We start from the raw sequence: 24,385 nt of genomic DNA on the forward strand, positions 1-24,385 counted from the left end.
TTCTGATATGAAGCCCGCGATTTGAATGGCGGGAAAAGGCGTACCATGCCGCTTCTGGTGATGAAATTTGGCGGCACTTCGGTGGCCGACATCGCGCGGATCGAAAGTGCCGCGAAGAAGGTGCAGGCCGAGGTCGCGCGCGGCTATGACGTGATCGTCATCGTCTCGGCGATGTCGGGTGAAACCAACAAGATGGTTGGGTTTGTCGAAGGCACCTCTAAGCTCTATGACGCCCGCGAATATGACGCAGTGGTGTCCAGTGGTGAGAATGTGACAGCCGGGTTGATGGCGTTGCGGTTGCAGGAAATGGGCATCGCGGCGCGGTCTTGGCAGGGGTGGCAGGTGCCGATCAATACCACCTCCGCCCATTCCAGCGCGCGTTTCATGTCGATCCCGCGTGAGAATATCGACCTGAAGTTTGCTGAAGGCTTCAAGGTGGCGGTCGTCGCGGGCTTTCAGGGTGTGTCGGCGGAGGGCCGGATCACCACGCTGGGCCGTGGCGGCTCGGACACCACGGCAGTCGCCTTTGCGGCGGCGTTCGGGGCAGAGCGCTGCGATATTTATACGGATGTGGATGGGGTCTACACGACGGACCCGCGCATCACCAACAAAGCCCGCAAGCTGGATAAGATCGCGTTCGAAGAGATGCTGGAGCTGGCATCCTTGGGCGCGAAGGTGCTGCAAACCCGCTCGGTTGAACTGGCGATGCGCTATAAGGTGCGGCTGCGGGTGCTGTCCTCGTTCGAGGATACCGATGAGAACTCTGGAACGCTGGTCTGCGACGAGGATGAGATTATGGAATCGAAAGTTGTGTCGGGCGTGGCCTATAGCCGGGATGAAGCCAAGGTGACGCTGGTCCGGGTTGAAGATCGCCCCGGTATTGCGGCGGCGATCTTTGGGCCGCTGGCAGAGGCGGGCGTCAACGTCGATATGATCGTGCAGAACATCTCGGAAGTTGAGGCTGGCAGCAGCAAGGGCGCGACCACCGATATGACGTTCTCTTGCCCGACCAATCAGGTGGCCCGCGCTCAGAAGGCGATGGAGGATGCGGTGGCTGCTGGGGCGATCACCTATGATGGCATCGTGGTGGACAGTGATGTCGCCAAGATTTCTGTTGTGGGGATCGGGATGCGGTCTCATGCCGGGGTGGCGGCGACGATGTTCAAGGCGCTTTCGAAAGAGAACGTGAACATCAAGGTGATCGCGACGTCAGAGATTAAGATCTCGGTGCTGATCGACCGGAAATATATGGAGCTGGCGGTGCAGGCTTTGCACGATGCTTTTGAACTTGAGAAGGCCTGAGCGGTTCTTTTGGGCTGAAGAATTGACGCCGGGTGGCTTGGCTGCCCGGCGTTTTCCTATGGTGTCCCGCGTTGGGACCAAATGGAATTATGTTTGTTATCAGGAAGTTGTACTTTGACGTTAAGGGTTTGGTAAGCTTTGTAGCCCAGACTGAGTATCAGACCCTGTCATATGTGCTGATCGCGGCGATACCAGTCTAAGCCCCCGCCCCGGCTTGCGGCCAGAGCGGCTTAAGACTGCGGGCGGATCGCGCGCAGCAGACCCAATCCACTACCCCCTGCCCCGCCAGACAAACCTTCCCGGCCCCTGAGCGGCGAGGATCAACAGCCCCCCGGCGATGGACCAGTTTTTCACCATGAGGGTGATTTGCCATGGGTCGGCGCGCAACTGAAAGTGGAAATAGCTGGTGAGGACGCAATAGGCAGCTAAGATCAGCGCCCATATGCGCACGCCGGGGCCAAAAATCAGGCCGAGCGCGGCGATCAGGTTGAAGGCAGCTGTGGGCCAGACCAACCATGTCGGCAGGCCGATGGAGGCGATCATGGCGCTGACCGGGGCGGGGTCGCCAAGTTTTTGCGCCGCACCGCCGAGGAACAGCAAGGCGATCAGGATGCGACCGGTAAGGTTGAGGGCATCGTTCATTTGGGCAAGATTGCAGGTTGTGGGGGGGCGGGCAAGCCGGCCTGCATGGCGGGGACAGCACGCTTGCGTGTGGCTTGGCCGCTGCCCCTGCCCTGTCGACAAGAGCGGTTCAGGTTCACCCGGGCAGATTTAGGGGAGCGGTATGCGCGGTCTCGGCTGTGACGCCACCGCGTTTTCCGATCTGTGTTTCCGCGAAACCTGAGCCGCGTTAATACGGCACCTCAAACTGCGACTGTCCCAGCGAGGCCAGCACCACCACTTTGCAGCCATCTTGCACGCGGTCGTGCAGGTCGATCACGTCCTGATCGAGCATCCGGATGCAGCCAGAGGATACTGATTTGCCAAGGTATTTCGGCTCGCACGCACCATGGATGCGGTAGAGCGTGTCTTCGCCGTTCTGAAACAGATAAAGCGCGCGGGCCCCCAACGGGTTGCCAGGGCCACCGGGCATGCCACCGTTGGCGACGGAATAGGGCGCAAATTCTGGGCGGCGTTCGATCATTGAATCCGGCGCTTTCCAGACCGGCCATGTGCGGCGGAACTGCATGCGCGCGATACCGTTCCAACCGTAACCAGCAGCCCCGACGCTGACGCCGTAGCGCAACGCACGGCCCGGTTCGGTGACAAGATGCAGGTAGGCGGCATCGGGATCGACGATGATGGTGCCGGTGGGCTCGGCTGGGAACGGGTTCTCGACCTCTTGCCGCCAGAGTTTTTCATCGACCACCCCATCGGGGACGGTGGGGACCGGGTGCGGCTCGGTATAGATCGCGCCATAGCGGGCGGGCATCGGTGGCGGTGGTGGCGGTGGGATCACTTCGGCTGGTTTGGCGACACAGGCGGTGAGCGATGCCGAGGAAGCTGCGGCCATGAAGGCGCGACGGGTAAGCATGGGAATATCCTTAATCGGCTGAAGTTTGAGCGAAACGGGGCCGCGATCAGGCGCGGCCGTAGCGTTCAGACCAGCCTTGGCGGACCGAGGGGCAGCGCGGGTTTGTGGCCGATCTTTGGTGGCCATGCGGTGGGGTGAACCGTCGTTGCCGGGGCGCTAAAGGCAAGTGTCCGCTCGGTTGGCCAGACCGCCAGCGCCGGGTTACAGGCCGAGCCGGGTAAGGCTGGACCTTTACAACGGCTTTGCGCTGCGGCGAAGATTTTCTCGCTGGGGGTTGCTGCGACGGTTGCGTTATCAAGCTGGGCCGAGATCGCCGCGACGGGGCGCGGGCCGGTGCCGAACTTGGCGGAAAAGCTGCCGAAAGGCAGCAGCGCCAACACGGTCAGCAGCAAGACAAGGCGGGTCAGCATCGACATAGGGGTTACCTGCCATGACAGGGCTGGGGTGTCGAGGGGCAGGGGCGGCGATCTTACGCTGAGGGTGATCACCTGTTGTCACATGACCGTGAGTGGGGTCGTGAGGGCTGACACGCTTGCGCGCAATTCTGCCGCGATTGCTGCGGCTTCGGGCGGTTTTTACGCAGGCGGGTGATAAACTCGGGGCAGACAACGGTTTGCCCACTGACTTTTGCCGCACAACTCGCCTATAGAGAACAGATTGGATTTGATCGGATTAAAGCTATGCCTGCAGAGCGCAGTGACAGTGACAGTCGTAAACTTCTTCGCCGCCTGCGCGATGTGCTGGGCACCAAGGCGAAGGGGCAAGAGCGGCTTGACCAGATCACCCATCTGATCGCGGATTCGATTGGTACCGAAGTGTGCTCGATCTATTTGTTTCGCGACCCCGAAACGCTGGAGCTTTGTGCGACGGAAGGGCTGAAGAAAACTGCGGTGCATAAGACCCGAATGAAGCTGGGGGAGGGTTTGGTCGGCCGGGTGGCGCGGATTGGTCTGCCGGTGAACACGGCCGATGCGCCATCTGAAAAAGGTTTTCGGTTTATGCCGGAAACTGGCGAAGAGCTGTATTCGGCCTTCCTCGGCGTGCCAATTCAGCGGGTGGGCGAGAAGCTGGGCGTGCTGGTGGTGCAATCCAAGCGGGCGCGGGCCTATTCGGAAGATGAGATCTACGCGCTGGAAGTGGTGGCGATGGTTTTGGCCGAGATGACCGAGCTTGGCGCGTTCGCAGGTGAGGGTGGCGGCGGCATGGGGCGGTTGCACAAGCAGCCGGTGCTGTTTCGGGGTACCAGCGGGCAAGAAGGTGCCTCGGAAGGCCGAGTCTGGCTGCACGAGCCGCGCGTTGTTGTCACAAACCCGGTCGCCGATGATCCGCTGACCGAAATCGACCGTATTCGCGAGGCCGTGGGGGTGCTGCGGGTTTCTGTGGATGATCTGCTGGCGGCGGTAAGTCTCGATAAAGACCAGAAAGCGGTGCTGGAAGCCTACCGGATGTTCGCGCATTCGCGCGGCTGGTTGCGGCGGATGGAAGAGGATATTTCCTCGGGCCTGTCTGCCGAAGCGGCGGTAGAGAAGGAACAATCGGCGACGCGGGCGCGGTTAAGTCAGGTGCCGGATGCCTATCTGCGCGAGCGGTTGCATGATCTGGATGATCTGTCGAACCGGTTGCTGCGGATTCTCACCGGGCAAGGCAAGGATACCGGGGCGGAAATGCCGGACAACCCAGTGCTGGTGGCGCGCAATATCGGGCCTGCGGAACTGCTGGAATATGGTCGCAAGTTGAAGGGGCTGGTGCTGGAAGAAGGCTCGGTCGGCAGCCATGCCGCGATTGTTGCGCGGGCTTTAGCCATTCCCATGGTGATCCACGCCGAACGCATCACCAATGAGGCGCTGAACGGCGATCCAATTTTGGTCGATGGCGATCAGGGTATTGTGCATTTGCGGCCCGAAGAAGCCGTAGCACGGTCGTTTCGGGGCACTATGGCGATGCAGGCCAAGGCCCAGGAACGCTATGCCTCATTGCGCGATCTGCCTGCGACGACGCGTGACGGCGTGACGATTGCCTTGCATATGAACGCCGGGCTGATGGCGGATTTGCCGTCGCTGGTGGGGTCTGGGGCTGAAGGGGTGGGCTTGTTCCGCACCGAGTTGCAGTTTCTGGTGCGCAACTACATGCCGCGCCGCGATGAGTTGGCGGCGCTGTATTCTCGGGTGATTGAGGCCGCAAAAGGTCTGCCGGTGGCGTTTCGCACGCTGGATATCGGCTCGGACAAGGTGCTGCCCTACATGAAGCCGCAGGATGAACCCAATCCGGCGATGGGCTGGCGGGCGATCCGGGTGGGCTTGGATAAGCCGGGTGTGTTGAGGATGCAGTTGCAGGCGCTGATCCGGGCGAGCGCCGGGCGACCCTTGGCGATCATGTTCCCGTTTGTGTCCGAGCATGGCGAGTTCGTCGAGGCCCGTGCGCATGTGTTGCGCGAGATTCACCGTGAAAAATCTTTGGGCCATGCGGTGCCTTCGGCGCTGGAAGTGGGCGCGATGTTAGAGACGCCCAGTTTGGCCTATGCGCCGGATGCATTCTTTGAGATGGCGGATTTCATCTCGATCGGCGGCAATGATCTGAAACAGTTTTTCTTTGCCGCAGATCGGGAAAATGAGCGCGTGAGAAAGCGCTATGACTCGCTGAATGCCTCGTTCCTGACGTTCCTGGAAGTGGTGATTGCGCGTTGTGAGAAGGCGGGCACCAAGCTGTCGTTCTGTGGCGAGGATGCAGGGCGGCCTGTCGAGGCGGTGGCGTTAGCGGCCATCGGGCTGCGCAACCTGTCGATGCGTCCGGCCTCGATTGGCCCGGTGAAGGCGCTGCTGCGGCGGGTGGATTTGGCCGAGGCGCGGGCGGTGATTGATCGGGCGCGGGTTGAGGGGGCTGAGACGATCCGGCCTGCGTTGATGGAGTATTTGGCGTCAGTGGGGGAGTGAGAGGGGAAGGCGAGTGTCGGCTTTGCCGACGCTCTTGACTATATCTTTCCTCCGGCCGCGCGCCACAGAGCCTCGTTGATAACTTCATGTAAGTGGAAGTTGGACCGCATGGTCGGAACGATTTCTTGAGCGGCCTGCAACATTTTTCCATTCATCTGTTAAGCGCGGGTGACCCTTTCGTCTGCGTCAGGAAAATCCATGTCCAGCCCTTCCGAGTCTTTGATCGCTGCGGCGTATTCCCGCCACAACTCACCGCTGTTCATCAATTCACTGACAGCGCTTTCCACTAAAGTGCCATCACTATCTTTTTGCTGCATTTTGGAAACCTCCTATTCAATGCTTTAGAACACGCATACTAAACGCTTCCAACGGACTTAAACGAATATTCCCCCAACACAAACACAGGGCAGCGCCTGACCGCCGGGTGGGCGCAGCGACCGTTGTTCTAGGCGGTTTATGCCTCAGCCAATCCCCCAGATGTTCTAAGCGGGACAGCGCAGAAGCGCCCGCCCGAGGGGGCGGTCGGGCGCTGCCCGGCGGCGCTAAAGCGCCTTGATTCCGGGCGGGGGCTTTGCTTGTCGGTGTCGCTTAGTCTTCGGTGCGGCCCGTGGAGTTTCGGTCCAGCTTGTAATGCTTCAGTGGAAATTCTGGCAACCATGCCTCGCGGCGGTCGGTCCATAACTCGTAGGTGGGGATGAATTGGTTCGGGGCGTCCAGCGTGCCAAGGTAGACTTCAACCTCATCACCACTGCGGGCGAAGACTGGCGAGCCGCAGGTGGGGCAGAAGGCGCGGCCGTTGTAGGCGCGGGCCTCTCCGGTGATCACCACCGCGTCCTGCGGGAAGATGGCCGAGGCATGGAACAGCGCACCGTGGTGTTTGCGGCAATCAAGGCAATGGCAGAGGCCGGTGCGGTAGGGCTGGCCTGTGGCGGTGATACGCAGTTGGCCGCAGAGGCAACCGCCGGTGAAGATATCCATGTCAGCCTCCGGTTTGGGTCAGGCTTTGGTGATTTTAGGCGGCAGCGTGGCTTTGGCGAAGGCGGCGACGACGGCTTCGCCGCCTTGGGTTTCCGCCAGACGCATCAGCGCAAAGCGGATGCGGGCCATTTCGCGGTAGTAATTCAGGAAAGCGGCGTTCAGGGCAGCACCAGACACCGCTCCCAGCACAGGCACGGCTTGGGCGGCGAGTTTTTGGCCCATGGTGGCGGCAAGCCGGGGGGCGACGGCGGCGATCAGTTTCTGAATCGCGGGGCCGGTCAGGGTCATCCGTGCCGATAGAAACGCGGCATTGACGCCGTCGTCACCTTGCAGGGGGGTGCCTGCGGCGAAAACCTCAAGGCAGGCGGCGCGGATGCCGGGCTCGGTGGGGTCAAACCCGGCGCGAATCGCCTCGGCCCTGATGGTGTGCAGCATCAGGGTGATGGTGACGGGAAGTTCGGCGAGTGAGGTCAGCAAACCCCCTGCCCCGCCAGCGGCGCCCGTTGCCATCGCGGCGATGGTGCTCGCCCTGCCGCCCATCTTCGGGCCTTGATCGGCAAGGCCTGCGATGCCGTGGGCGGCGGTCAGCGCGCGGATCACCACCTGTTCGATTTGACTGCGCAAAGGGGCAGGGATCAGGGCGGCTTGTTTTTCCAAGCCCCCGCCGATTTTATTGACCAGCGTCATCAGCGGGCCATTGGCGCGCTTGTAGGCGCGGGCCAGCTCGGCAATTTCAGCGTCGGCAGAGGGGGCGCGCAGGGCGGGAAGTTGGGTCATAGCCGCAATGTGGGGCGTTTGTGCGGCTTCGGCAAGAGGGCCGATCAGGCTTGCGGCAGGGTCGCCCCACTGGCCTTGATGACATCGCCCTTGATGCCGGCCCATGCGCCCTTTTTCAGCTCTAGCCCCAGCACGCGGTCGGGGTTGGTGGGCGGCGGCATCACCACGCCTTCCAGCTTTTGGAAGCCGAAGCGGGAGTAATAGGGGGCGTCGCCGACCAGCAGCACGCGCTCCCACCCCAAGCGGCGGGCCTCAACAAGGCTTTCGTTGATCAACAGGCCACCGAGACCCTCGCTTTGGCGGGTGGGGTGGACGGCGATGGGGCCAAGCAGCAGCACATCCTCGCCGTCTTCGCCATCCCCTTCGTCAATTTCAGCGGGCCAATAGCGGATGGCGGCGGCCAGCGTGCCATCTTCATCGCGCAGGATCAGGCACAGGGCGGCAACCGTCGGCACCCCGTCACGCAAGCGGTAGGAAGACAAAGCGGTGCGGCCGGGGGAAAAGCACAGATCATAAAGCGCCTCGACTTCCCACCAATCATCCTCGACTTCTTCTTCCAGCTGATACACGGGCGGCCCTTCCAGAATCATCTGGAAACGCGGGTAACATGCGTTTGGGGCAGGATCAAACCTGAAGGGGATGTCGATGTTTTATGAGCCGAAAGCGGGGCCTAGAAATGGCGGGCTGCCGCACAATCCGTTCAAGGCGATTGTGGCGCCGCGCCCGATTGGCTGGATTTCGACGCGGGGCGCCTTGGGGGATAACTTGGCACCCTATTCGTTTTTCAACGCGGTGAATGATGCGCCGATGCAGGTGATGTTTGCGGGTGGGCTGAAGGATTCGATTGTGAACCTGCGCGACAGCGGAGTGTTTGCGGTGAATGTGGTGGCCGAGAGCATGATGGCTGAGATGAACGCCAGTTCGGAAACTGTCGCGCGCGGGGTGGATGAGTTTGCGCTGACGAGGGTTGAGAAAGCCGAATGTGTGACGATTGATTGCCCGCGAGTGGCGCTGGCTCCGGCGACGTTGGAATGTCGTTTGGTACATCTGTTGGAGTTGGCGGGCGAGAACTGGATGGCGGTGGGTGAGGTCGTCGGCGTGCATATCCGCGAGGAATATCTGCGGGCGGGGCGGTTTGATCTGAGCTTGGTGCGGCCTGCGGCGCGGTTGGGCTATAGGGATTACGCGGTGGTGACAGCACCGTTTGAACTGGTGCGCCCCGATGAAGTGGGGCGCACCGGGGGGTAGAGCTGCCACTTGGCGCGGCAGCGTAAGCGGGCGGGCGGCAGATCGGGCAGGCCGATGTCGCGCCGCAGGTGGCCCCACAGCATGGCGGCTGGCGGAGGCTTGGCTGGCCGGTGCCGCAAGGCTTTCAGCAGTGCAAGCAGCGTTGGCCACGGGCCCTGCTCGTCGATCAGCTCTTGCAAGCTGGGCAGCAGGGCTACCCGCCCGGTGTTCGGGGTGGCATTCATTTTGGCACATCATCAGCCGTCTGCACGGTCTGGTCCTATGTTTAAAGTCAGATTTGGAGCCCAAACGCACGGCATGGAGAAGCCTGATTGGATTGGGCCGTGGGGATGGGGTTGGTCAGGCCAAGGCCTGAGGCGCGGCGGAGTTGGCTCTATCGGGCATTAGCCGCGATAGGATGATCCGCAAGTGCGCAACCAAGCAGCAGCCGTAGCGGCGGCGGTGTTCGTGAACTTCAACATGTGACGCCTGCCTGACCTGTGCGTGATTTGATATCTCCGGCACGGCTTTGTGGGGTTTCAAAACCCGATGATCGCGCAGGCGTGATATGAGGGCGGGGTTGTGGCCTTAGCGTCACAGGTGGGCATGGGGCAACCCGCCGGGGGTTCACCCCCGGACCCCGAGGATATTTGAACACAGCGGATGATAATTTTAGATAAGTTTTAGATAGTTAGCGTTTGCTGGCGAAGAAGCTTTTCAGCAGGGCCTCGGATTCGGCGGCGTTGATGCCGTCGTAGATTTCGGGGATGTGGTGGCATTGCGGGTGGCTGAACACGCGGGCCCCGTGGAGGGTGCCGCCGGATTTGGGGTCGGCTGCGCCATAATACAGCCGGGCGATGCGGGCGGCAGAGATTGTGCCTGCGCAGATTGGGCAGGGTTCCAGCGTGACGTAGAGGTCGTGGTTGGGCAGGCGCTCGGAATTTGCGCGGCGGCAGGCTGCGCGGATGGCTAAGACTTCGGCATGGGCGGTGGGGTCGTTGAATTCGCGGGTGCGGTTTCCTGCGGCGGCAATGATTGCGCCGTCTTTGACCACGACCGCGCCGATCGGCACTTCACCGCGCAGCGCGGCCATGCGGGCTTGCTCCAAAGCAGCGTCCATGAAGGTTTTGAACACCGTGCTTGCCCCTTGGCAGTTGAAAGAATAGTTTGGTGGCATCGCCCGCATGCCGCGCGCTGAGCCCGTTGAAGGATAAGAGACTATGGCCGAGAATACAAATCCCCCGAAAATTACCGCACCTAAGGTTGTTGGCCCGAAAGTTGCGGGCCCCAGGATCGAGGGCAAAGCGGTGGAGCGCAAGTCCGCAACCGCCGCCAAGCCTGCGGCGGGAACGCCCGAAGGCGACCGGATTGCCAAGGTTCTGTCTCGGGCAGGCGTGGCGTCGCGCCGCGAAGCCGAGCGGATGATCGAGTTGGGTGAGGTTTCGGTCAATGGCAAGGTGATTGACTCGCCTGCTTTGAACGTGACCTCGAAGGATAAGATTGTGGTTCGGGGTGTGGTCGTGGGCGAGCCAGAGCAGGCGCGGTTGTGGCTGTATTACAAGCCTGAAGGGTTGGTCACTTCCGAGTCTGATGAGAAGGGCCGTGAGACAGTGTTTGACAATCTGCCCGCCGAATTGCCGCGGGTGATGTCGGTGGGGCGGCTGGATTTGAACTCGGAAGGTTTGTTGCTGCTGACCAATGACGGCGGCTTGAAGCGGCGGCTGGAACTGCCCTCAACCGGCTGGCTGCGCAAATATCGCGTGCGGGTGAATGGCAATCCGGTGGATCCGGATCTGGAGCCGTTGCGCAAGGGCATCGTGGTCGACGGTGAGCGGTTTCAGCCGATGATCGTGGTGATCGACCGGATTCAGGGCGCGAATGCCTGGCTGACGGTGGGTCTGCGCGAGGGCAAGAACCGCGAAATCCGCCGGGCGATGACGGCGATCAATCTAACGGTGAACCGTTTGATCCGGGTCAGTTACGGGCCGTTCCGCTTGAACGATTTGCAGCCGGGTGAGGTTGAAGAGGTCAAGGGCAAGGTGCTGCGCGATCAGTTGGGTCAAGGCGCTACGGTAGATGAAGATGCGCCAAAACGAACGCGCGCACCGCGTGCCGGGGCTTCGCGGACGACGACGGGTAAGGCCGAGGGCGCAAGTTCGGGGCGGCGGTTGAAATCTGGCGAAGGGCTGAAGCAGGTGTCCGAGGCTTGGGGCGAGGCGACGAAGCCGCGTAGCTTTGGGACGGCGGCGAAGAAAGCCGAGACAGAAAGTGCAAAACCGCGCACGTTCGGGACTGCGGCGAAGAAGGCCGAGGGCGGGGCGTTGCGGCCTGCCAAACCTCCGGCAAAGCGGGCCAGCCCAACACGTGGCGTGTCGAGTGGGCCGAAGCCTGCGGGCGGGCGGCCTAAACGTGGTGCCTGAGGCTGATAATTCCCCGTTTGTGCCCTCTGGCAAGGCGGGGCGGCTTTGCTTATAGTCTACGGGTTCCCGATGTGCGGGGTGGAGGCGCTATGTCTGCCAAGGGTTTGGAATCGGGCGCGTTTATGTTGTTGCTGGCGCTGATGGTTTATGTTGCCATCAGCGGAGCGCAATGATGGAGGCGCGGTGATGGCAGAGCGGTTCGGCGGCAAGTATTCTCCGGGTAATTCGCGCACAGAAGGCGGGCCGGGGGTTGCGCCTGCGCCGGGTAGTCTTGTGCGTTCTAAAGCGGCTGGGCGCGCGCGCGCGCTGTTTTTGCCACCGTTTCTGTTTGCGGCTTTGGCGTTTAAGGGCGAACCTAAGGCGCTGATCATGGGGCTTTCGGCTTGCGGGATTTTGCTGCTTTCGGCTTGGCTGACCCAACAGGGCGTTGTCGCTCTGGATGCCTATGACGCGCGCAAAGTGGCGCGGCGTCCGGCGATTCCGCGCAAGGCGTTTGGCGCGGTGCTGATGGGTGTGGGCTTGGCTGTGGGGGCTATGGTGGCGCAGCCGATGATTTACGCAATTTTGCTGGGGCTGGCCGGGGTGATCCTGCATGTCGGCGCGTTTGGGCTGGACCCGATGCGCGACAAGGGCATGGAGGGCGTCGACAGCTTTCAGGTCGAGCGGGTGGCGCGCGCGGTGGATGAGGCCGAGGCACTGCTGGCGGGAATGAAAGATGCTATCTTACGGGCAAAGGACGGGGCGTTGGAAGCGCGCGTGGCGAAGTTTTCCGGCATTGCGCGCGGGTTGTTCCGATCTGTTGAAAGTGATCCGGGCGATTTGACGGCGGCGCGCAAGTATCTGTCGGTCTATCTGATGGGCGCGCGCGATGCGACAGTGAAGTTCGCCGATGCCTATGCGCAGGGACGCGATCCGAAAATCCGCAATGATTATGAGACCTTGCTGGGCGAGTTGGAAACCACCTTCGCTGCGCGCACGCAGGCCATGCTGCAAGGCAATCATACCGATCTGGACGTTGAAATTCAGGTGTTACGCGATCGCCTGAAACTGGAAACCTAATCTTTCTGCAATCCGCCCCTGCGGGGCTTTGCCCATCTGCGCAACTGCGCCTTGAACGAGTGAGAGCCATGACCGAAGATATCCGCGCCGCTGCTGCCAGCTCGCTGGCCGAAGTTGAAAAAGTCACCGCTGTGATTCTGGCAGAGCCGGGGCGGGAGGTTGTGGCGCTGGAAGCCGCCCCTGCCCCGGTGGCCGAGGATATCCGCAAACGGATGGCGGAACTGGATATGTCGAACACCCAGTCGATCATTTCTTTCGGCTCGGGCGCGCAGGCGGAGTTGCAGGTGATTTCGCAGGAAATGCTGCAAGGCGTGAAGAACAAGGATGTCGGGCCTGCCGGGGATTCGTTGCGCGAAATCGTCACCACCATTCGCGGCTTTTCGGGTGAAGAGCTGGATGTGAACCGCAAGCAAAGCTGGTGGGAATGGCTGACCGGCCACGCGGCCCCCTTGGCAGAATTTGTTGCGCGCTATGAGCAGGTGCAGACCCAGATCGACAAGGTGACGGCAAACCTGTTGGTGCATGAGACGACTTTGCTGAAAGATATCAAGAGCCTCGACATTCTCTATGGCAAGACGCTGACCTTCTATAATGAACTCGGCCTCTATATTGCGGCGGGTGAGGCCAAGCTGAAAGAGCTGGACGCCAATGATATTCCAGCGCGCGAGGCGGCTGTCAAAGCCGCCCCGGAAGCCGATCAGTTGATCCGGGCGCAAGAGTTGCGCGATCTGCGCGCGGCACGCGATGATCTGGAACGGCGGGTTTACGATCTGAAACTGACGCGGCAGGTGACGATGCAGTCGCTGCCCTCGATCCGCCTGGTGCAGGAAAACGACAAGTCCTTGGTCGGCAAGATCAACTCGACCCTGATGAACACCGTGCCGTTGTGGGAAACCCAACTGGCGCAGGCGGTGACGATCCAGCGCAGCAAAGAAGCGGCGGTGGCGATCAAGGATGCCAATGACCTGACCAATGAATTGCTGACCGCCAACGCCACCAACCTGCAAGACGCCAACAAGATCGTGCGCACCGAGATGGAGCGCGGGGTGTTTGATATTGAAGCGGTGCGACAGGCCAACGCCACTTTGGTCGCAACCATCGAGGAAAGCTTGGCGATTGCCGATGAGGGCAAGGCGCGCCGGGCTGCGGCAGAGATTGAATTGGTGAAGATGGAAGCTGAGTTGCGCGATACTTTGGCCTCGGCCCGCGCACGCAACACTGCCAGCGGTGCCAATATCGGCAGCGCTGTCTGATCATGGCGCAAGTGCTGCCCTTCACATTGAAACGCTGGGGCGGTGTTCTGGCCGCGCTGGCGCTGTTGGGCTGCGCTGAGGCGCCACTGCCGGGGCTGAAACCCACGCCGCGCCCGGTGATGGCGCAGCCGCCAGAACCGGTGGTGCCGCCGGAAACCACGGCGAGTGCGGCGGATCGGGCGTATTATGCGCAAGTGCAGCAGGGCTTGCTGGCTCAGGGCCTGCTGCGCACCGATGGCGGCGGGCCGGATACGCCTTATTCTGATCGGATGCTGGCGGAAAACTTCATCCGCGTGGCACTTTATGATGAATACGACCGCTCCAACACCAGCACGGTGCAACGGCAGACCAGTTCTGCGCTGCGGCGCTGGCAGGTGCCGGTGCGGGTGGGGTTGCGGTTTGGCGCGTCGGTTTCTGCGCAAATGCGCATGACAGACACGGCGCGGGTGGGGTCTTATCTGCAACGCTTGCAGGGGCTGACCGGCCATCCAATCCGGCTGGACGACACCCGCCCGAATTTCTGGGTCTATATCGTCTCGGAAGATGAGCGGCAGGGCTTGGGTCCGGTGTTGCGCGCGGCAATGCCAGGGCTGACCGCGAATGATGTCAGCGGCATCACGGCAATGCAACGCTCCACCTACTGCATCATCTATGCGCAATCGGCGGGGTCTTCGGGGGTCTATACCAACGCGTTTGCGGTGATCAGGGCCGAGCACCCCGACCTGTTGCGGCTGTCCTGTATTCACGAGGAAATTGCCCAAGGGCTGGGTCTGCCGAACGACAGCCCGCAGGCACGGCCCTCGATCTTCAACGACGATGAAGAATTCGCTTTGCTAACGACGCAAGACGAGATGATGTTGCGAATGCTGTACAACCCCGCTTTGCGCCCCGGCATGACCGAGGCCGACGCGCGGCCCATCGTGGAAACACTTGCCCGCCGTCTTTTGGGCGGCGACAGTTAGGCCCCTATATTAGCCCCCGTGGGCGAAGGAGTAAGTCATGGTTTTCGGTTTTCTGAAGGGCGAGTTCATTGATGTCATCACTTGGTTGGATGACACCCGCGACACCATGGTGTGGCGGTTTGAGCGGCAGGGCAATGCGATCAAATACGGCGCCAAGCTGACGGTGCGTGAAGGCCAAGCGGCAGTGTTTGTGCATGAAGGTCAGTTGGCCGATGTGTTTGGCCCCGGCATGTATATGTTAGAGACCAACAACATGCCGATCATGACGACGCTGCAGCATTGGGACCATGGCTTTGATAGCCCGTTCAAATCCGAGGTGTATTTCATCAACACCACCCGGTTTAACGATCAGAAATGGGGCACCAAAAACCCGATCATGTGCCGCGACCCCGAGTTTGGCCCAGTGCGGCTGCGCGCCTTTGGCACTTACTCGATGCGGGTGGCCGATGCTGCGGTGTTCCTGCGCGAGATTGTCGGCACCGATGGTGAGTTCACGGCCGATGAGATCAGCCTGCAAATCCGCAATGTGATCGTGCAGGAAGCCAGCCAAGTGCTGGCGAAATCGGGGATACCCGTTCTGGATATGGCGGCGAATACCGCCGATCTGGGTAAGTTGATTGCCACCGCGATTGCGCCGAAGATCACAGACTATGGGATTTCGATCCCAGAATTCTATATTGAGAACATCAGCTTGCCGGAAGAGGTCGAGAAGGTGCTGGATAAGCGCACCTCGATGGGAGTGGCCGGCGATTTGAACAAATACATGCAGTTCAACGCGGCTGAGGGAATGGCGCAACCGGGCAATGGCATGGGGGCTATGGTCGGGGCCGGCATGGCGGCGGGCATGGGGATGAATATGGCAAGCGGGGTGGGGCCTTGGGGCGCAGCGCCTGCGGCGGCCGTTCCGCCACCTCCGCCGCCGCCGCCCGCGGGCAAGGCTTGGCATGTCGCAGAAAACGGCACGACGAAGGGGCCGTTCAGCGAAACCGATCTGGCCAGCATGGCGGCTTCCGGCGCACTCAGCCGTGCCTCGCAAGTCTGGACGGCGGGTCAGGATGGCTGGAAGGCTGCGGGCGATACCGATCTTGCGAAACTGTTCGCGATGATGCCACCCCCGCCTCCGGCCGGGTGATCTTTCATGGCCGTGACGGAAGCAAATCACTGGCCCTGTGCGCAGTGCGGGGCCGACCTGCGCTATGCGCCCGGTCAGACCGAGTTAAAATGTGACCATTGCGGCTTTGTGCAAGCCATCCCCACCAAAGCGCCGCGCCAGAAGGCCCGCGCGCTGATCGAGCATGATCTGGCCAAGGGTCTTTCCGATGATCTGCCCGCTGCAGCCAGCGACGAGGTGCGATCCACCTCCTGCCCAAAATGCGGCGCGGTGGTGGAGTTTCAGGGTGCGAACCACGCCACCCAATGCCCGTTTTGCGCAACGCCGGTGGTGGTCGATACCGGCAGTCATCGCCGGATCAAGCCGCAGGCTCTGGTGCCGTTCGAGTTGACCGAAAGCCAAGCGCGCATCGCCCTGAAAGGCTGGCTGGGCAGCCTGTGGTTCGCGCCGAATTCGCTGCTGGAATACACCCGCGCTGGTCGGGCGATGGACGGTATCTACGCGCCGTTCTGGACCTTTGATGCCGACACCGACAGCCGCTATCGCGGTCAGCGCGGCGAGTATTATTATGAAACCCAATGGGTGAATGTCACCGTCAACGGCAAGACCGAGCGGCGGCAGGAACAGGTGCGCAAGACGCGCTGGTATCCGGCGTCTGGCCGGGTCTCGCGCGATTTCGATGATGTGTTGGTGATGGCCTCCAGCAGTCTGCCCGCGCGGCTCGGCAATGATCTGACGCCGTGGGATTTGGGGAAACTGGAGCCCTATTCGCCGGATTACCTCGCCGGGTTTCAGGCCGAGGGTTACACGATTGGGCTTGCCGATGGCCGCGACCGCTCGCGTGAGGTGATGGCCGGGGTGATTGAAGACGACGTGCGCCGTGATATTGGCGGCGATGAGCAACGGGTGGACTCGGTTGATACCGATTACGCCGATGAGACCTTCAAACACATCCTGCTGCCGATCTGGATGGCGGCGTATAAATACGGCGGCAAAAGCTATCGGTTTTTGGTGAACGGTCAAACCGGAGAGGTTCAGGGTGAGCGGCCTTACAGCTGGTGGAAGATCAGTTTTGCGGTGCTGGGTGCGGTGATCTTAGCAGCGGGGGCGGCTTATCTCTACGATCCGTCGATCTTTGGGCTGTCGCGGCCGGATTGGATGAACTGATCTTGCCGCCAGACGGGACAAACCGTTACCCCCCCCCGGTGACGGGGACTGACTACAACATATTGTGTCTAATCCACCCCGTGCGCCCCAAAGAACACAAGTCATTCCCCGCGGGGAATGATTCTGCCTATATTCACAGTTGGTCCCATCCAGAAAATACTCAGCGCGCACAGGGCAAACCAACTGGAAAACCACGCCACCGCCCGCAGGCGCAAAGCGCGACAGTTGACTCTCGCGCGCCCGCGCGCGATGACGCGAACCAGCATTTCTGGGCAGTTTGGGGGCCAATCCGTGACCGATCTTTCCCGTGTTCTTGACCACGCCCGCATTGCCGAACTGCCAAACCCCTATTTCGGCAAAGTCCGCGATTGCTACGATCTGCCCGCCACGGCCAACCAGCCCGCGCGACGGATTTTGATCTCTTCCGATCGGATTTCGGCATTTGACCGGATTCTGGCGGCGATCCCGTTCAAGGGCCAAGTGCTGACGCAGATGGCGCGGTTCTGGTTCGACCATACTGCCGATATTTGCCCCAACCATGTGCTGGCTTATCCTGATCCGAATGTGGTGATCGGCAAGCATGTGACGATCCTTCCGGTGGAAGTGGTGGTGCGCGGCTATTTGGCGGGGACGACTTCAACCTCGGTGCTGACGCAGTACAAAAAGGGCGTGCGGGCGATGTATGGCCATGTGCTGCCCGATGGTTTGCGTGACAATCAGGTGCTTGCCGCACCGATCATCACGCCAACCTCAAAGGCGTTTGACGGCGCGCATGACGCGCCTTTGACAGAGGCCGAGATTATCAGCCAAGGGCTGTTGACCGCCGCGCAATGGGCGGATGTATCAGCCAAAGCGCTGGCCCTGTTCGCGCGCGGGCAAAAAATGGCGGCAGAGCGTGGGTTGATCTTGGTCGATACCAAATATGAATTTGGGCTGGATGCTGACAAGAATATCCTGATCGCCGATGAAATCCACACCCCGGATTCCAGCCGCTATTGGATCGCCTCGGGCTACCAAGCCGCGTTTGACGCAGGCACGCGTCCGCCCAGTTTCGACAAAGATGTGATCCGCTCGTGGGTTGGCGCGCGGTGTGATCCTTATGTCGATGACATCCCGGAAATTCCGCCGGAGATCATCCTCGCGACCTCAAAAGTCTATATCGAGGCGTTTGAAGCGATCACCGGGCAGACATTTGTGCCGGATCTGACGGGGGCGACACCGCTTGATCGTGTGCGCACCAATTTGAAACCTTTTTTCGTCTGAGCCACCGTTTGCGCTAACAGCTGCATGTCGTGTAATCTCGCGCAAATGCGCAAGGAGGCCGTGATGATTCTGTCCTGTGGTGAAGCTTTGATCGACATGCTGCCGCGCAGATCGACAGATGGTGAGGCGGCTTTTGCGCCCTATGCCGGAGGTGCCGTGTTCAATACAGCGATGGCTTTGGGGCGGCTTGGCGCGCCTTCGGGGTTTTTCTCGGGCATCTCAAACGACATGCTGGGCGAGATTTTGGCGGAGACGTTGACGGCCTCAGGCGTGGACATTTCTCTGTGCGCACGCTCGGATCGCCCGACCACGGTGGCGTTTGTCAAGCTGGTGAATGGGCAGGCGACTTATGCGTTCTATGACGAGGGCACAGCGGGGCGGATGCTGGCGCTGGCCGATCTGCCGGAGTTGGGGGTCGAGGTTGAGGCGGTGTTTGTGGGCGGGATTTGTCTGGTGAATGATCCGGCGGCCAGCACTTATGAGGCGTTGCAGGCGCGCGAGGCACCGCTTCGGGTGACGATGATTGATCCGAACATCCGGCCCGGGTTTATTGCGGGCAAAGAGGTGGCGTATCGCGCGCGGATTGAGCGGATGGTGCAGCGGGCGGATATTGTGAAGCTGTCGGATGAGGATTTGCACTGGCTGGAGGGGACGGGTGATCTGGTTTCTCTGGCGCGCGGAATTCTGGCGAAGGGGCCGAAGGTGGTTTTCATCACCGAAGGGGCGGCTGGGGCGCGGGCGGTGACGGCTTCGCAGGATCGGTTTGTGGCGGCGCAGAAGGTGACGGTGGTCGATACTGTTGGCGCGGGCGATACGTTCAACGCCGGGGTTTTGGCGGCGTTGCATCAGGCGGGGGCTTTGAGCAAGGCGCGGGTGGCCAGCCTGACGGATGCGGAGTTGGATGCGGCTTTAAGTTTGGGGACGCGGGCGGCGGCGGTGACGGTGTCTCGGGCGGGGGCCAATCCGCCTTGGACTAACGAACTGTGAGGGCTTTGTTGCAGCGGGTTTCCCGAGCTTCTGTGTCGGTGGATGGCGCGGTGGTGGGAGAAATTGGCGCGGGGTTGCTGATTTTGGTCTGTGCAATGCAGGGCGACGGCGCGGTTCAGGCGGATAAGTTGGCGGCGAAGATCGCCAAGCTGCGGATTTTCAAGGATGCGGCTGGCAAGATGAACCTGTCGGTGAAAGATGCGGGTGGGGCGGCACTTGTGGTGTCGCAGTTTACTTTGGCTGCGGATTTGCGCGGCAATCGGCCGGGGTTTTCTTATGCGGCGGCACCCGAGGAAGGGCGGCGGTTGTATGAGTATTTCTCGGGCCGGGTGGCGGCGGAGGGGGTCGTGGTTTCGAATGGGATCTTTGGCGCGGATATGGATGTGGCGCTGAACAATGATGGGCCGGTGACGATCTGGATGGATACGGATGATTTGTGATGGTCCCAACTCGGGACCTTTTTTATCGTTTTGATTCAGTGGCTTGGGGTGGCGGTTTTAAGGTTTTGTTAACGTTTTCACGGGTTGCAGGCAAAGGCTGGGGGGCTCGCCCCCCAGACCCCTAGGATATTTGAGCACAGAGGATGACAATTTTAGATAAAGTCTAGCGATAGGAGGATGCCGAGCGCCCTGCCCCGCACCGATCTTGTGGTCATTTGATGGCGTCAGCACATTCGATCAGCGCCGACATCGAAGCCTTTGAGCCTGCCAGCGGATAATCCCGCACTTCGGCGCCATCGGCGTCGCGCAAATGCGCGGTGCGGCCCTCGGCGACTTCGACGAGAAAATTCACGCCCTTGTCGCTGTCGGGCAGATCGAACAAAGCCGAGTTTCCGGTCAGAGTGGCGTCAGACAGGCTCCATTCACCGCGGCGGTCGACTTCGACTTGCAGATCAGCGGTGTCGCCTTCGGTGAAATCCCAGTCTGACGAATAGAATTGCAGCCGCACCGATTGGTCCTGAAACACCCAGATGGTGAAGCTTTCCGAGCCTTCATCCACCGCCGCCTGACAGGCGACCGAGCCATCGTCAAAGCTGTTGACCGCCACCATCCAGTTTTTGTGCTGGAACAGGGTTTCTTGTTCGGCCTGCGCCAAGCTTGGGGCCAAACCGAGGCCCAACATTATCGCACCCATTCCCATTTGCCAAAATTTCATGGCGATCCTCCTCAGATTTCTGCGAGAAGGATCGGCGAAAATCCGCCGTTTCGCAAATGAAATAGGCTGTCATGTTTCGCGCTGCGTGGTTTTCAACCTGTGGTTTAAGGTTTTTCCACCCAATCCCAGCTTTGCGTAAACGCACCCAGCACGGCGCTTACGGCTTCGGTTGAAGCAGGACCGGAGGCTGTGAGTTTGGCGACAAGGCCGCGCTTTTTATCCTCGACCACCTCGCGCACCGTCACCGGCAGCTTGGCGTCGGCCAAGGCGGCGTTGTAGGTGCGGGTGATTGCCAAGCGGCGCAGGTCAGGCTTGAAGACTTTGCCGACGGCGGTTTTCGGCAACTCTGACAGGATTTCGATGTATTTCGGTTGCGCGGCACGCTCGGCGATGTGGATTTTGGCATATTCCATCAGCTGATCGACAGTGACGCTGGCACCTTTGGCAAGTTCGACATAGGCGCAGGGCAACTCGCCGGAATGGGCGTCAGGTTGGCCAATGGCCCCGACAAAACCGACGCCTTCGCAGCCCATCAGAGCCTCTTCGATCACGGCGGGGTCGATATTATGGCCGCCGCGAATGATCAGATCCTTGGCCCGTCCGGTGATGTAGAGATAGCCATCGGCGTCGAGGCGTCCAAGATCGCCGGTACGCAGGAAGATGCCATCGGCAAACAAATCGCGGTTTTTATCGAGCTCGGTATAGGTCGAGCCGGGCAGAACGCCGGGGTTGGAGACGCAGATTTCACCGACTTCATCGACCTCACAAATTCGGAAACCGTCGGAGGTTTTTTGCAGGATGCGAATTTCGGTATAGGGGAAGGCGAGACCGACCGAGCCGATTTTCTTCACGCCATCGGGTGGGTTGACGGCGACAAGGCAAGTACATTCGGTGAGGCCATAGCCTTCGACAATCTGCACGCCGGTGATTTTCTGAAAGCGGTTGAACAGTTCCGTCGGCAGTGGGGCCGAGCCGGAGAAAGCACCGCGCAGGGTATGGATCTTGGCATTGACCGGGCGCTGTAGAAGGGCCGAAAGCGCAGTGGGGACGGTGACAAGATAGGTCGCCTGCCAGCGCTCGATCAGCTTCCACAGGTTGTCGAAAACGCCCTCGCCCCGGTAACCTGCGGGGGTGGGGAACACCACATGCGCGCCGGATGCGATCATCGACATCAAAATCGGATAGGCGGCGAAGACGTGGAATAGGGGCAGCGGGCACATCACAATGTCGGTTTCCCGAAACAACAGGCGCGCGCCGAGCCAGCCGTTGTAGATCATGCCCGAGGCGCGGTGCTGGGCGACTTTTGGCATGCCCGTGGTGCCTCCAGTGTGGAAATAGGCGGCAGTGTGGTCTTTGGTGCGGTCGGCGAAGGTCAGTTTATCGGCGGGCTGGCGGGCACATTCGCTGGCGAAATTCTTCACGTTGGCGGTATGGTGAATGGGGTTTTTCGGGCGCACGAACGGCACGATCCAGCTTTTTGGCGGGCTGAGGTAGCGGTTCAGATCGACTTCGAGAATGGTCTTGACGCTTGGCGCGTGTTGGACAGCCTCGGCCACTTTTTGCGCCAGATTTGTTTTCGGGAAGGGTTTCAGGGTGACGACGACTTTCGCCCCGGTTTCGCGCAGGATGGACGAGATTTGCGACGGCTCCAGCAGCGGGTTGATCGGGCTGACGATGCCTGCGGTGGCCCCGGCCAGAAGAGTTACGGCGGTTTCCAGCGCGTTTGGCAGCACATAGGCCACCACATCATTCGGGCCGATGCCAAGGCTGCGGAACAGGTTGGCGGCTTGGGTGACGCGTGCGTGCAACTGATCCCATGTCAGGGTTTGCGCGGGGTCTGTCGGGCCGGAGAGCAGTTGGTAGCTGATCGCGGGCCGTGGGCCGTGTTTGGCACGGGTGCGGCTGAGGAAATCGTAGATCGAATGGGCGATGTCGCGGTTTTTCCACGATGATTCTGCCTCAATGGCTTTGAGATCGGCGCGTGATGCGAAGCCGCCTGTCATGATGTGTCCTCCCCTGTGGTCTTGCGGATAGCAGGCCATTCTGTTGCGGCCTCGGTTCGGTCAAGATGGGGAAGATTGTGGGCTGGGGCAAGGAAAAGCGGCAGGGAAAACGCAACGTCAGGGGGGAAGAGTGCTGTCTCAGGGATTTAGGCTGCCGTCGGTGAATTGCAGCTTGGCGAGGCGGGCATAGAGGCCGCCTTGGGCCACGAGTTCGTCGTGACTGCCTATGGCGGCGATGCGGCCTTGGTCGAGGACGACGATGCGGTCGGCGCGTTTGACGGTGGCAAGGCGGTGGGCGACGACGATGACGGTGCGGCCGTGTGAGAGGTGATCGACGGCGGCTTGCACCGCGCGTTCGGATTCGGCGTCGAGGGCGGAGGTGGCTTCATCCAGCAGCAGGACCGGGGCGTCGCGCAGGATGGCGCGGGCGATGGCGATGCGTTGTTTCTGCCCGCCCGAGAGCATGACGCCGCGCTCGCCGAGGTAGGTGTCGTAGCCGTTTGGCAGGCTGGCGATGAAGTCGTGGGCGGCGGCGGCGCGGGCGGCGGTTTCGACTTCGGCTTGGGTCGCGTCGGGGCGGCCGAAGCGGATGTTTTCCAGCGCGGAGGTGGCAAAGATCACCGGGTCTTGCGGGACGAGGGCCATGGCCGCGCGGAAATCGGTGCGGGCGAGGGATTTCAGATCTTGGCCGTCGAGGGCAAGGCTGCCGGATTGCGGGTCGTAGAAGCGCATCAGCAGTTGAAGCACGGTGGATTTACCAGCACCAGAGGGGCCTACGAGGGCGACGGTTTCGCCGGGTTGCACGTTTAGGGTGATGCCGTGCAGAGCGGGGGCGTTGGGACGGGCGGGGTAGTGGAAGACGACGTTGTCGAGGGTGATCGCACCTTTTACCGGGCGATTCAGGGTGGCGGGATGCGGGGGTTCAGCGACCGGGTCGGTGGCGTCCAGCATCTCGACCAGACGCTCTGTGGCCCCTGCAGCGCGTTGGAGTTCGCCCCAGATTTCCGACAGTGACCCGACGGCTCCGGCGACCAGCACCGCGTAGATGACGAATTGCACCAGTTGACCGGGGGTCATCATGCCTGCGCGGACATCGCGGGCGCCCATCCAAAGCACGCCAACGACGCCTGAGAAAACCAGAAAGATCACGATCACCGTCATCGCGGCGCGGGTGGCCATGCGGGTTTTGGCGGAGATGAAGGATTGTTCCGACACTGCGGCAAAATCAGCGCGGGTGAGGGATTCGTGGGTGAATGACTGGACGGTTTGCACGGCAGATAGGGCTTCAGAGGCTTTGCCGGAGCTTTGCGCGATCCAGTCTTGGTTCTCGCGGCTTTGGTTGCGCAGACGGCGACCGAGGGTAATGATCGGGATGATGATGGCGGGGACGATCAGCAGGACCAATCCGGTCAGCTTGAACGAGGTCAGGCTCATCAGCACCATGCCGCCCAGCACGGTGAGCATGTTGCGCAGGGCGACGGATACCGAGGAGCCGATGACGGAGAGGATCAGGGTGGTGTCGGTGGTGATGCGGCTCAGGACTTCGCCAGTCAGGATTTTCTCAAAATACGCCGGGCTCATCCCCATCACACGGTCGAACAGGGCACGGCGGATGTCGGTGACGACGCGCTCGCCCAACCGGGTGACGAAATAGTAGCGTATGCCGGTGCCGATGGCTAAGGCGGCGGCGATCAGCATCGCCGCGCCGAAATATTTATCGACAAGGCTAAGGTCGCCTGCGTTGAAATTGTCAATGACGCGGCGGACGGCCATTGGCAGGATCAGGCTGACCGAGGCGGTGAGAATAAGCGCAAGACCCGCCGTGATCATCATCAGGCGATAGGGGCGCAGGAAGGGCCAGAGGCCGCGCAGGGCACCGACTTTTTTGGAAGCGGCGCGTTGTTCGATGGTGGTCTCGGCCATGATCTTGCCCATGATTGCTTGGGGCTTCGTCTAAGCCCGTGCGCGATTGGCCGCAAGCGGCGCTATGTCGCGTGGGCCTTTGGTCTGTCGAAGCGCTGATCGAAAGCAACCTCTGCGGGGCAGAGTTTTCCGGTTCGTTGCGCATAAGTAGTAAGGCGTTGCGCAAGGTGCGTGGTGCCACAAACCGTCGGCAGGGAAATCGCGGCGCGGCTGACAGGGCGGACGCGGCAACGCGCCTGCCGCGGGCAGCCAGGCGCGGCCCGATTTATTTTCAAACAAATCGGGCAACAAGGCCAGCGTTGCGCCCTTTTGTATTTGAGGTGGGCGTGGCACT

At 61.1% G+C, this 24,385-nt stretch carries 24 protein-coding genes; 12 read left to right on the top strand and 12 right to left on the bottom strand.

What is annotated here, in order from left to right; all coding sequences use genetic code 11:
* Nucleotides 1-45: 45 nt before the first annotated feature.
* A complete protein-coding gene (locus Q7V03_RS21185; protein WP_304927566.1) occupies nt 46-1,302 on the top strand; it encodes an aspartate kinase in 1,257 nt (418 codons plus the stop codon).
* Between the two features lie 270 nt (nt 1,303-1,572).
* Here Q7V03_RS21185 and Q7V03_RS21190 read toward each other — a convergent pair whose 3' ends face one another.
* The 3 genes from Q7V03_RS21190 to Q7V03_RS21200 form a co-directional block, all read right to left on the bottom strand.
* Entirely contained in the window at nt 1,573-1,944 is a 372-nt protein-coding gene (locus tag Q7V03_RS21190; protein ID WP_304927567.1) for a DoxX family protein, read from the bottom strand.
* A gap of 208 nt (nt 1,945-2,152) precedes the next feature.
* Nucleotides 2,153-2,836 carry a L,D-transpeptidase gene (locus tag Q7V03_RS21195; RefSeq protein ID WP_304927568.1) on the bottom strand — a complete coding sequence of 228 codons (684 nt, stop codon included), beginning with the start codon at nt 2,834-2,836 and terminating at the stop codon, nt 2,153-2,155.
* Between the two features lie 65 nt (nt 2,837-2,901).
* Nucleotides 2,902-3,252, bottom strand: a complete 351-nt coding sequence (locus tag Q7V03_RS21200; protein ID WP_304927569.1) for a hypothetical protein — start codon at nt 3,250-3,252, stop codon at nt 2,902-2,904.
* Nucleotides 3,253-3,516: 264 nt separating this feature from the next.
* Here Q7V03_RS21200 and ptsP point away from each other — a divergent pair, with 264 nt between their 5' ends.
* On the top strand, nt 3,517-5,766 hold the full coding sequence (ptsP, locus tag Q7V03_RS21205) for a phosphoenolpyruvate--protein phosphotransferase (protein WP_304927570.1): 2,250 nt from the start codon (nt 3,517-3,519) through the stop codon (nt 5,764-5,766).
* A 158-nt stretch (nt 5,767-5,924) separates the two neighbouring features.
* Here the strand turns inward: ptsP and Q7V03_RS21210 are convergent, their stop codons facing one another.
* The 4 genes from Q7V03_RS21210 to Q7V03_RS21225 form a co-directional block, all read right to left on the bottom strand.
* Nucleotides 5,925-6,083: a hypothetical protein gene (locus Q7V03_RS21210; protein ID WP_304927571.1), complete on the bottom strand. Its 159-nt coding sequence runs from the start codon at nt 6,081-6,083 to the stop codon at nt 5,925-5,927.
* A gap of 271 nt (nt 6,084-6,354) precedes the next feature.
* The gene (locus tag Q7V03_RS21215; protein ID WP_304927572.1) at nt 6,355-6,744 is read right to left on the bottom strand and encodes a GFA family protein; all 390 of its coding nucleotides are present in this window, start codon (nt 6,742-6,744) and stop codon (nt 6,355-6,357) included.
* Between the two features lie 18 nt (nt 6,745-6,762).
* Nucleotides 6,763-7,521 (bottom strand): EcsC family protein, encoded by a 759-nt coding sequence (locus Q7V03_RS21220; protein ID WP_304927573.1) that lies wholly within the window; start codon nt 7,519-7,521, stop codon nt 6,763-6,765.
* A 44-nt stretch (nt 7,522-7,565) separates the two neighbouring features.
* A complete protein-coding gene (locus Q7V03_RS21225; protein ID WP_304927574.1) occupies nt 7,566-8,090 on the bottom strand; it encodes a GNAT family N-acetyltransferase in 525 nt (174 codons plus the stop codon).
* Nucleotides 8,091-8,166: 76 nt separating this feature from the next.
* Between Q7V03_RS21225 and Q7V03_RS21230 the strand changes: the two genes are divergently transcribed.
* Nucleotides 8,167-8,769 (top strand): flavin reductase family protein, encoded by a 603-nt coding sequence (locus Q7V03_RS21230; RefSeq protein ID WP_304927575.1) that lies wholly within the window; start codon nt 8,167-8,169, stop codon nt 8,767-8,769.
* On the opposite strand, the gene Q7V03_RS21235 is transcribed toward Q7V03_RS21230, so the two are convergent.
* Together Q7V03_RS21235 and Q7V03_RS21240 are read right to left on the bottom strand one after the other, a co-directional pair.
* Nucleotides 8,703-8,993 (bottom strand): hypothetical protein, encoded by a 291-nt coding sequence (locus tag Q7V03_RS21235; RefSeq protein WP_304927576.1) that lies wholly within the window; start codon nt 8,991-8,993, stop codon nt 8,703-8,705. The two genes, Q7V03_RS21230 and Q7V03_RS21235, sit on opposite strands and share 67 nt — an antisense overlap.
* 446 nt (nt 8,994-9,439) lie before the next feature.
* The gene (locus tag Q7V03_RS21240) at nt 9,440-9,868 is read right to left on the bottom strand and encodes a nucleoside deaminase (protein WP_304927614.1); all 429 of its coding nucleotides are present in this window, start codon (nt 9,866-9,868) and stop codon (nt 9,440-9,442) included.
* Nucleotides 9,869-9,968: 100 nt separating this feature from the next.
* On the opposite strand from Q7V03_RS21240, the gene Q7V03_RS21245 reads away from it, so the two are divergent.
* From Q7V03_RS21245 to dtd, 9 genes are all read left to right on the top strand, one after another.
* Nucleotides 9,969-11,168: a pseudouridine synthase gene (locus Q7V03_RS21245; protein WP_304927577.1), complete on the top strand. Its 1,200-nt coding sequence runs from the start codon at nt 9,969-9,971 to the stop codon at nt 11,166-11,168.
* Nucleotides 11,169-11,354: 186 nt separating this feature from the next.
* Nucleotides 11,355-12,227: a 5-bromo-4-chloroindolyl phosphate hydrolysis family protein gene (locus Q7V03_RS21250; protein WP_304927578.1), complete on the top strand. Its 873-nt coding sequence runs from the start codon at nt 11,355-11,357 to the stop codon at nt 12,225-12,227.
* 68 nt (nt 12,228-12,295) lie between these two features.
* Nucleotides 12,296-13,480 carry a toxic anion resistance protein gene (locus Q7V03_RS21255; protein WP_304927579.1) on the top strand — a complete coding sequence of 395 codons (1,185 nt, stop codon included), beginning with the start codon at nt 12,296-12,298 and terminating at the stop codon, nt 13,478-13,480.
* A 2-nt stretch (nt 13,481-13,482) separates the two neighbouring features.
* Entirely contained in the window at nt 13,483-14,442 is a 960-nt protein-coding gene (locus tag Q7V03_RS21260; RefSeq protein ID WP_304927580.1) for a DUF2927 domain-containing protein, read from the top strand.
* Nucleotides 14,443-14,479: 37 nt separating this feature from the next.
* Nucleotides 14,480-15,574, top strand: a complete 1,095-nt coding sequence (locus Q7V03_RS21265) for an SPFH domain-containing protein (protein WP_304927581.1) — start codon at nt 14,480-14,482, stop codon at nt 15,572-15,574.
* A 6-nt stretch (nt 15,575-15,580) separates the two neighbouring features.
* Nucleotides 15,581-16,720 carry a primosomal protein N' (replication factor Y) - superfamily II helicase gene (locus tag Q7V03_RS21270; RefSeq protein WP_370651185.1) on the top strand — a complete coding sequence of 380 codons (1,140 nt, stop codon included), beginning with the start codon at nt 15,581-15,583 and terminating at the stop codon, nt 16,718-16,720.
* Between the two features lie 291 nt (nt 16,721-17,011).
* A complete protein-coding gene (locus tag Q7V03_RS21275) occupies nt 17,012-17,983 on the top strand; it encodes a phosphoribosylaminoimidazolesuccinocarboxamide synthase (protein WP_304927582.1) in 972 nt (323 codons plus the stop codon).
* Nucleotides 17,984-18,046: 63 nt separating this feature from the next.
* Nucleotides 18,047-18,970: a carbohydrate kinase gene (locus Q7V03_RS21280; protein ID WP_304927583.1), complete on the top strand. Its 924-nt coding sequence runs from the start codon at nt 18,047-18,049 to the stop codon at nt 18,968-18,970.
* Nucleotides 18,967-19,410: a D-aminoacyl-tRNA deacylase gene (dtd, locus tag Q7V03_RS21285; protein ID WP_304927584.1), complete on the top strand. Its 444-nt coding sequence runs from the start codon at nt 18,967-18,969 to the stop codon at nt 19,408-19,410. The genes Q7V03_RS21280 and dtd overlap by 4 nt, the downstream gene beginning before the upstream one ends.
* A gap of 211 nt (nt 19,411-19,621) precedes the next feature.
* Here the strand turns inward: dtd and Q7V03_RS21290 are convergent, their stop codons facing one another.
* The 3 genes from Q7V03_RS21290 to Q7V03_RS21300 form a co-directional block, all read right to left on the bottom strand.
* Nucleotides 19,622-20,125, bottom strand: coding sequence for a hypothetical protein (locus Q7V03_RS21290; RefSeq protein ID WP_304927585.1), 504 nt, complete (start codon nt 20,123-20,125; stop codon nt 19,622-19,624).
* A gap of 104 nt (nt 20,126-20,229) precedes the next feature.
* Nucleotides 20,230-22,128, bottom strand: coding sequence for an acyl-CoA synthetase (locus Q7V03_RS21295; protein WP_304927586.1), 1,899 nt, complete (start codon nt 22,126-22,128; stop codon nt 20,230-20,232).
* Nucleotides 22,129-22,266: 138 nt separating this feature from the next.
* On the bottom strand, nt 22,267-24,051 hold the full coding sequence (locus tag Q7V03_RS21300; protein WP_304927587.1) for an ABC transporter transmembrane domain-containing protein: 1,785 nt from the start codon (nt 24,049-24,051) through the stop codon (nt 22,267-22,269).
* Nucleotides 24,052-24,385 lie beyond the last annotated feature (334 nt).

The sequence above is a fragment of the Cypionkella sp. genome (assembly GCF_030652235.1).
Taxonomy (GTDB): domain Bacteria; phylum Pseudomonadota; class Alphaproteobacteria; order Rhodobacterales; family Rhodobacteraceae; genus Cypionkella.

What these genes read in the sequence shown, in the direction of transcription:
- Q7V03_RS21185 (WP_304927566.1), top strand. Translation starts at nt 46, where the DNA reads ATGCCGCTTCTGGTGATGAAATTTGGCGGCACTTCGGTGGCCGACATC.
- Q7V03_RS21190 (WP_304927567.1), bottom strand. Translation starts at nt 1,944, where the DNA reads ATGAACGATGCCCTCAACCTTACCGGTCGCATCCTGATCGCCTTGCTG.
- Q7V03_RS21195 (WP_304927568.1), bottom strand. Translation starts at nt 2,836, where the DNA reads ATGCTTACCCGTCGCGCCTTCATGGCCGCAGCTTCCTCGGCATCGCTC.
- Q7V03_RS21200 (WP_304927569.1), bottom strand. Translation starts at nt 3,252, where the DNA reads ATGTCGATGCTGACCCGCCTTGTCTTGCTGCTGACCGTGTTGGCGCTG.
- ptsP (WP_304927570.1), top strand. Translation starts at nt 3,517, where the DNA reads ATGCCTGCAGAGCGCAGTGACAGTGACAGTCGTAAACTTCTTCGCCGC.
- Q7V03_RS21210 (WP_304927571.1), bottom strand. Translation starts at nt 6,083, where the DNA reads ATGCAGCAAAAAGATAGTGATGGCACTTTAGTGGAAAGCGCTGTCAGT.
- Q7V03_RS21215 (WP_304927572.1), bottom strand. Translation starts at nt 6,744, where the DNA reads ATGGATATCTTCACCGGCGGTTGCCTCTGCGGCCAACTGCGTATCACC.
- Q7V03_RS21220 (WP_304927573.1), bottom strand. Translation starts at nt 7,521, where the DNA reads ATGACCCAACTTCCCGCCCTGCGCGCCCCCTCTGCCGACGCTGAAATT.
- Q7V03_RS21230 (WP_304927575.1), top strand. Translation starts at nt 8,167, where the DNA reads ATGTTTTATGAGCCGAAAGCGGGGCCTAGAAATGGCGGGCTGCCGCAC.
- Q7V03_RS21235 (WP_304927576.1), bottom strand. Translation starts at nt 8,993, where the DNA reads ATGAATGCCACCCCGAACACCGGGCGGGTAGCCCTGCTGCCCAGCTTG.
- Q7V03_RS21240 (WP_304927614.1), bottom strand. Translation starts at nt 9,868, where the DNA reads ATGGACGCTGCTTTGGAGCAAGCCCGCATGGCCGCGCTGCGCGGTGAA.
- Q7V03_RS21245 (WP_304927577.1), top strand. Translation starts at nt 9,969, where the DNA reads ATGGCCGAGAATACAAATCCCCCGAAAATTACCGCACCTAAGGTTGTT.
- Q7V03_RS21250 (WP_304927578.1), top strand. Translation starts at nt 11,355, where the DNA reads ATGGCAGAGCGGTTCGGCGGCAAGTATTCTCCGGGTAATTCGCGCACA.
- Q7V03_RS21255 (WP_304927579.1), top strand. Translation starts at nt 12,296, where the DNA reads ATGACCGAAGATATCCGCGCCGCTGCTGCCAGCTCGCTGGCCGAAGTT.
- Q7V03_RS21260 (WP_304927580.1), top strand. Translation starts at nt 13,483, where the DNA reads ATGGCGCAAGTGCTGCCCTTCACATTGAAACGCTGGGGCGGTGTTCTG.
- Q7V03_RS21265 (WP_304927581.1), top strand. Translation starts at nt 14,480, where the DNA reads ATGGTTTTCGGTTTTCTGAAGGGCGAGTTCATTGATGTCATCACTTGG.
- Q7V03_RS21270 (WP_370651185.1), top strand. Translation starts at nt 15,581, where the DNA reads ATGGCCGTGACGGAAGCAAATCACTGGCCCTGTGCGCAGTGCGGGGCC.
- Q7V03_RS21280 (WP_304927583.1), top strand. Translation starts at nt 18,047, where the DNA reads ATGATTCTGTCCTGTGGTGAAGCTTTGATCGACATGCTGCCGCGCAGA.
- Q7V03_RS21290 (WP_304927585.1), bottom strand. Translation starts at nt 20,125, where the DNA reads ATGAAATTTTGGCAAATGGGAATGGGTGCGATAATGTTGGGCCTCGGT.
- Q7V03_RS21295 (WP_304927586.1), bottom strand. Translation starts at nt 22,128, where the DNA reads ATGACAGGCGGCTTCGCATCACGCGCCGATCTCAAAGCCATTGAGGCA.
- Q7V03_RS21300 (WP_304927587.1), bottom strand. Translation starts at nt 24,051, where the DNA reads ATGGCCGAGACCACCATCGAACAACGCGCCGCTTCCAAAAAAGTCGGT.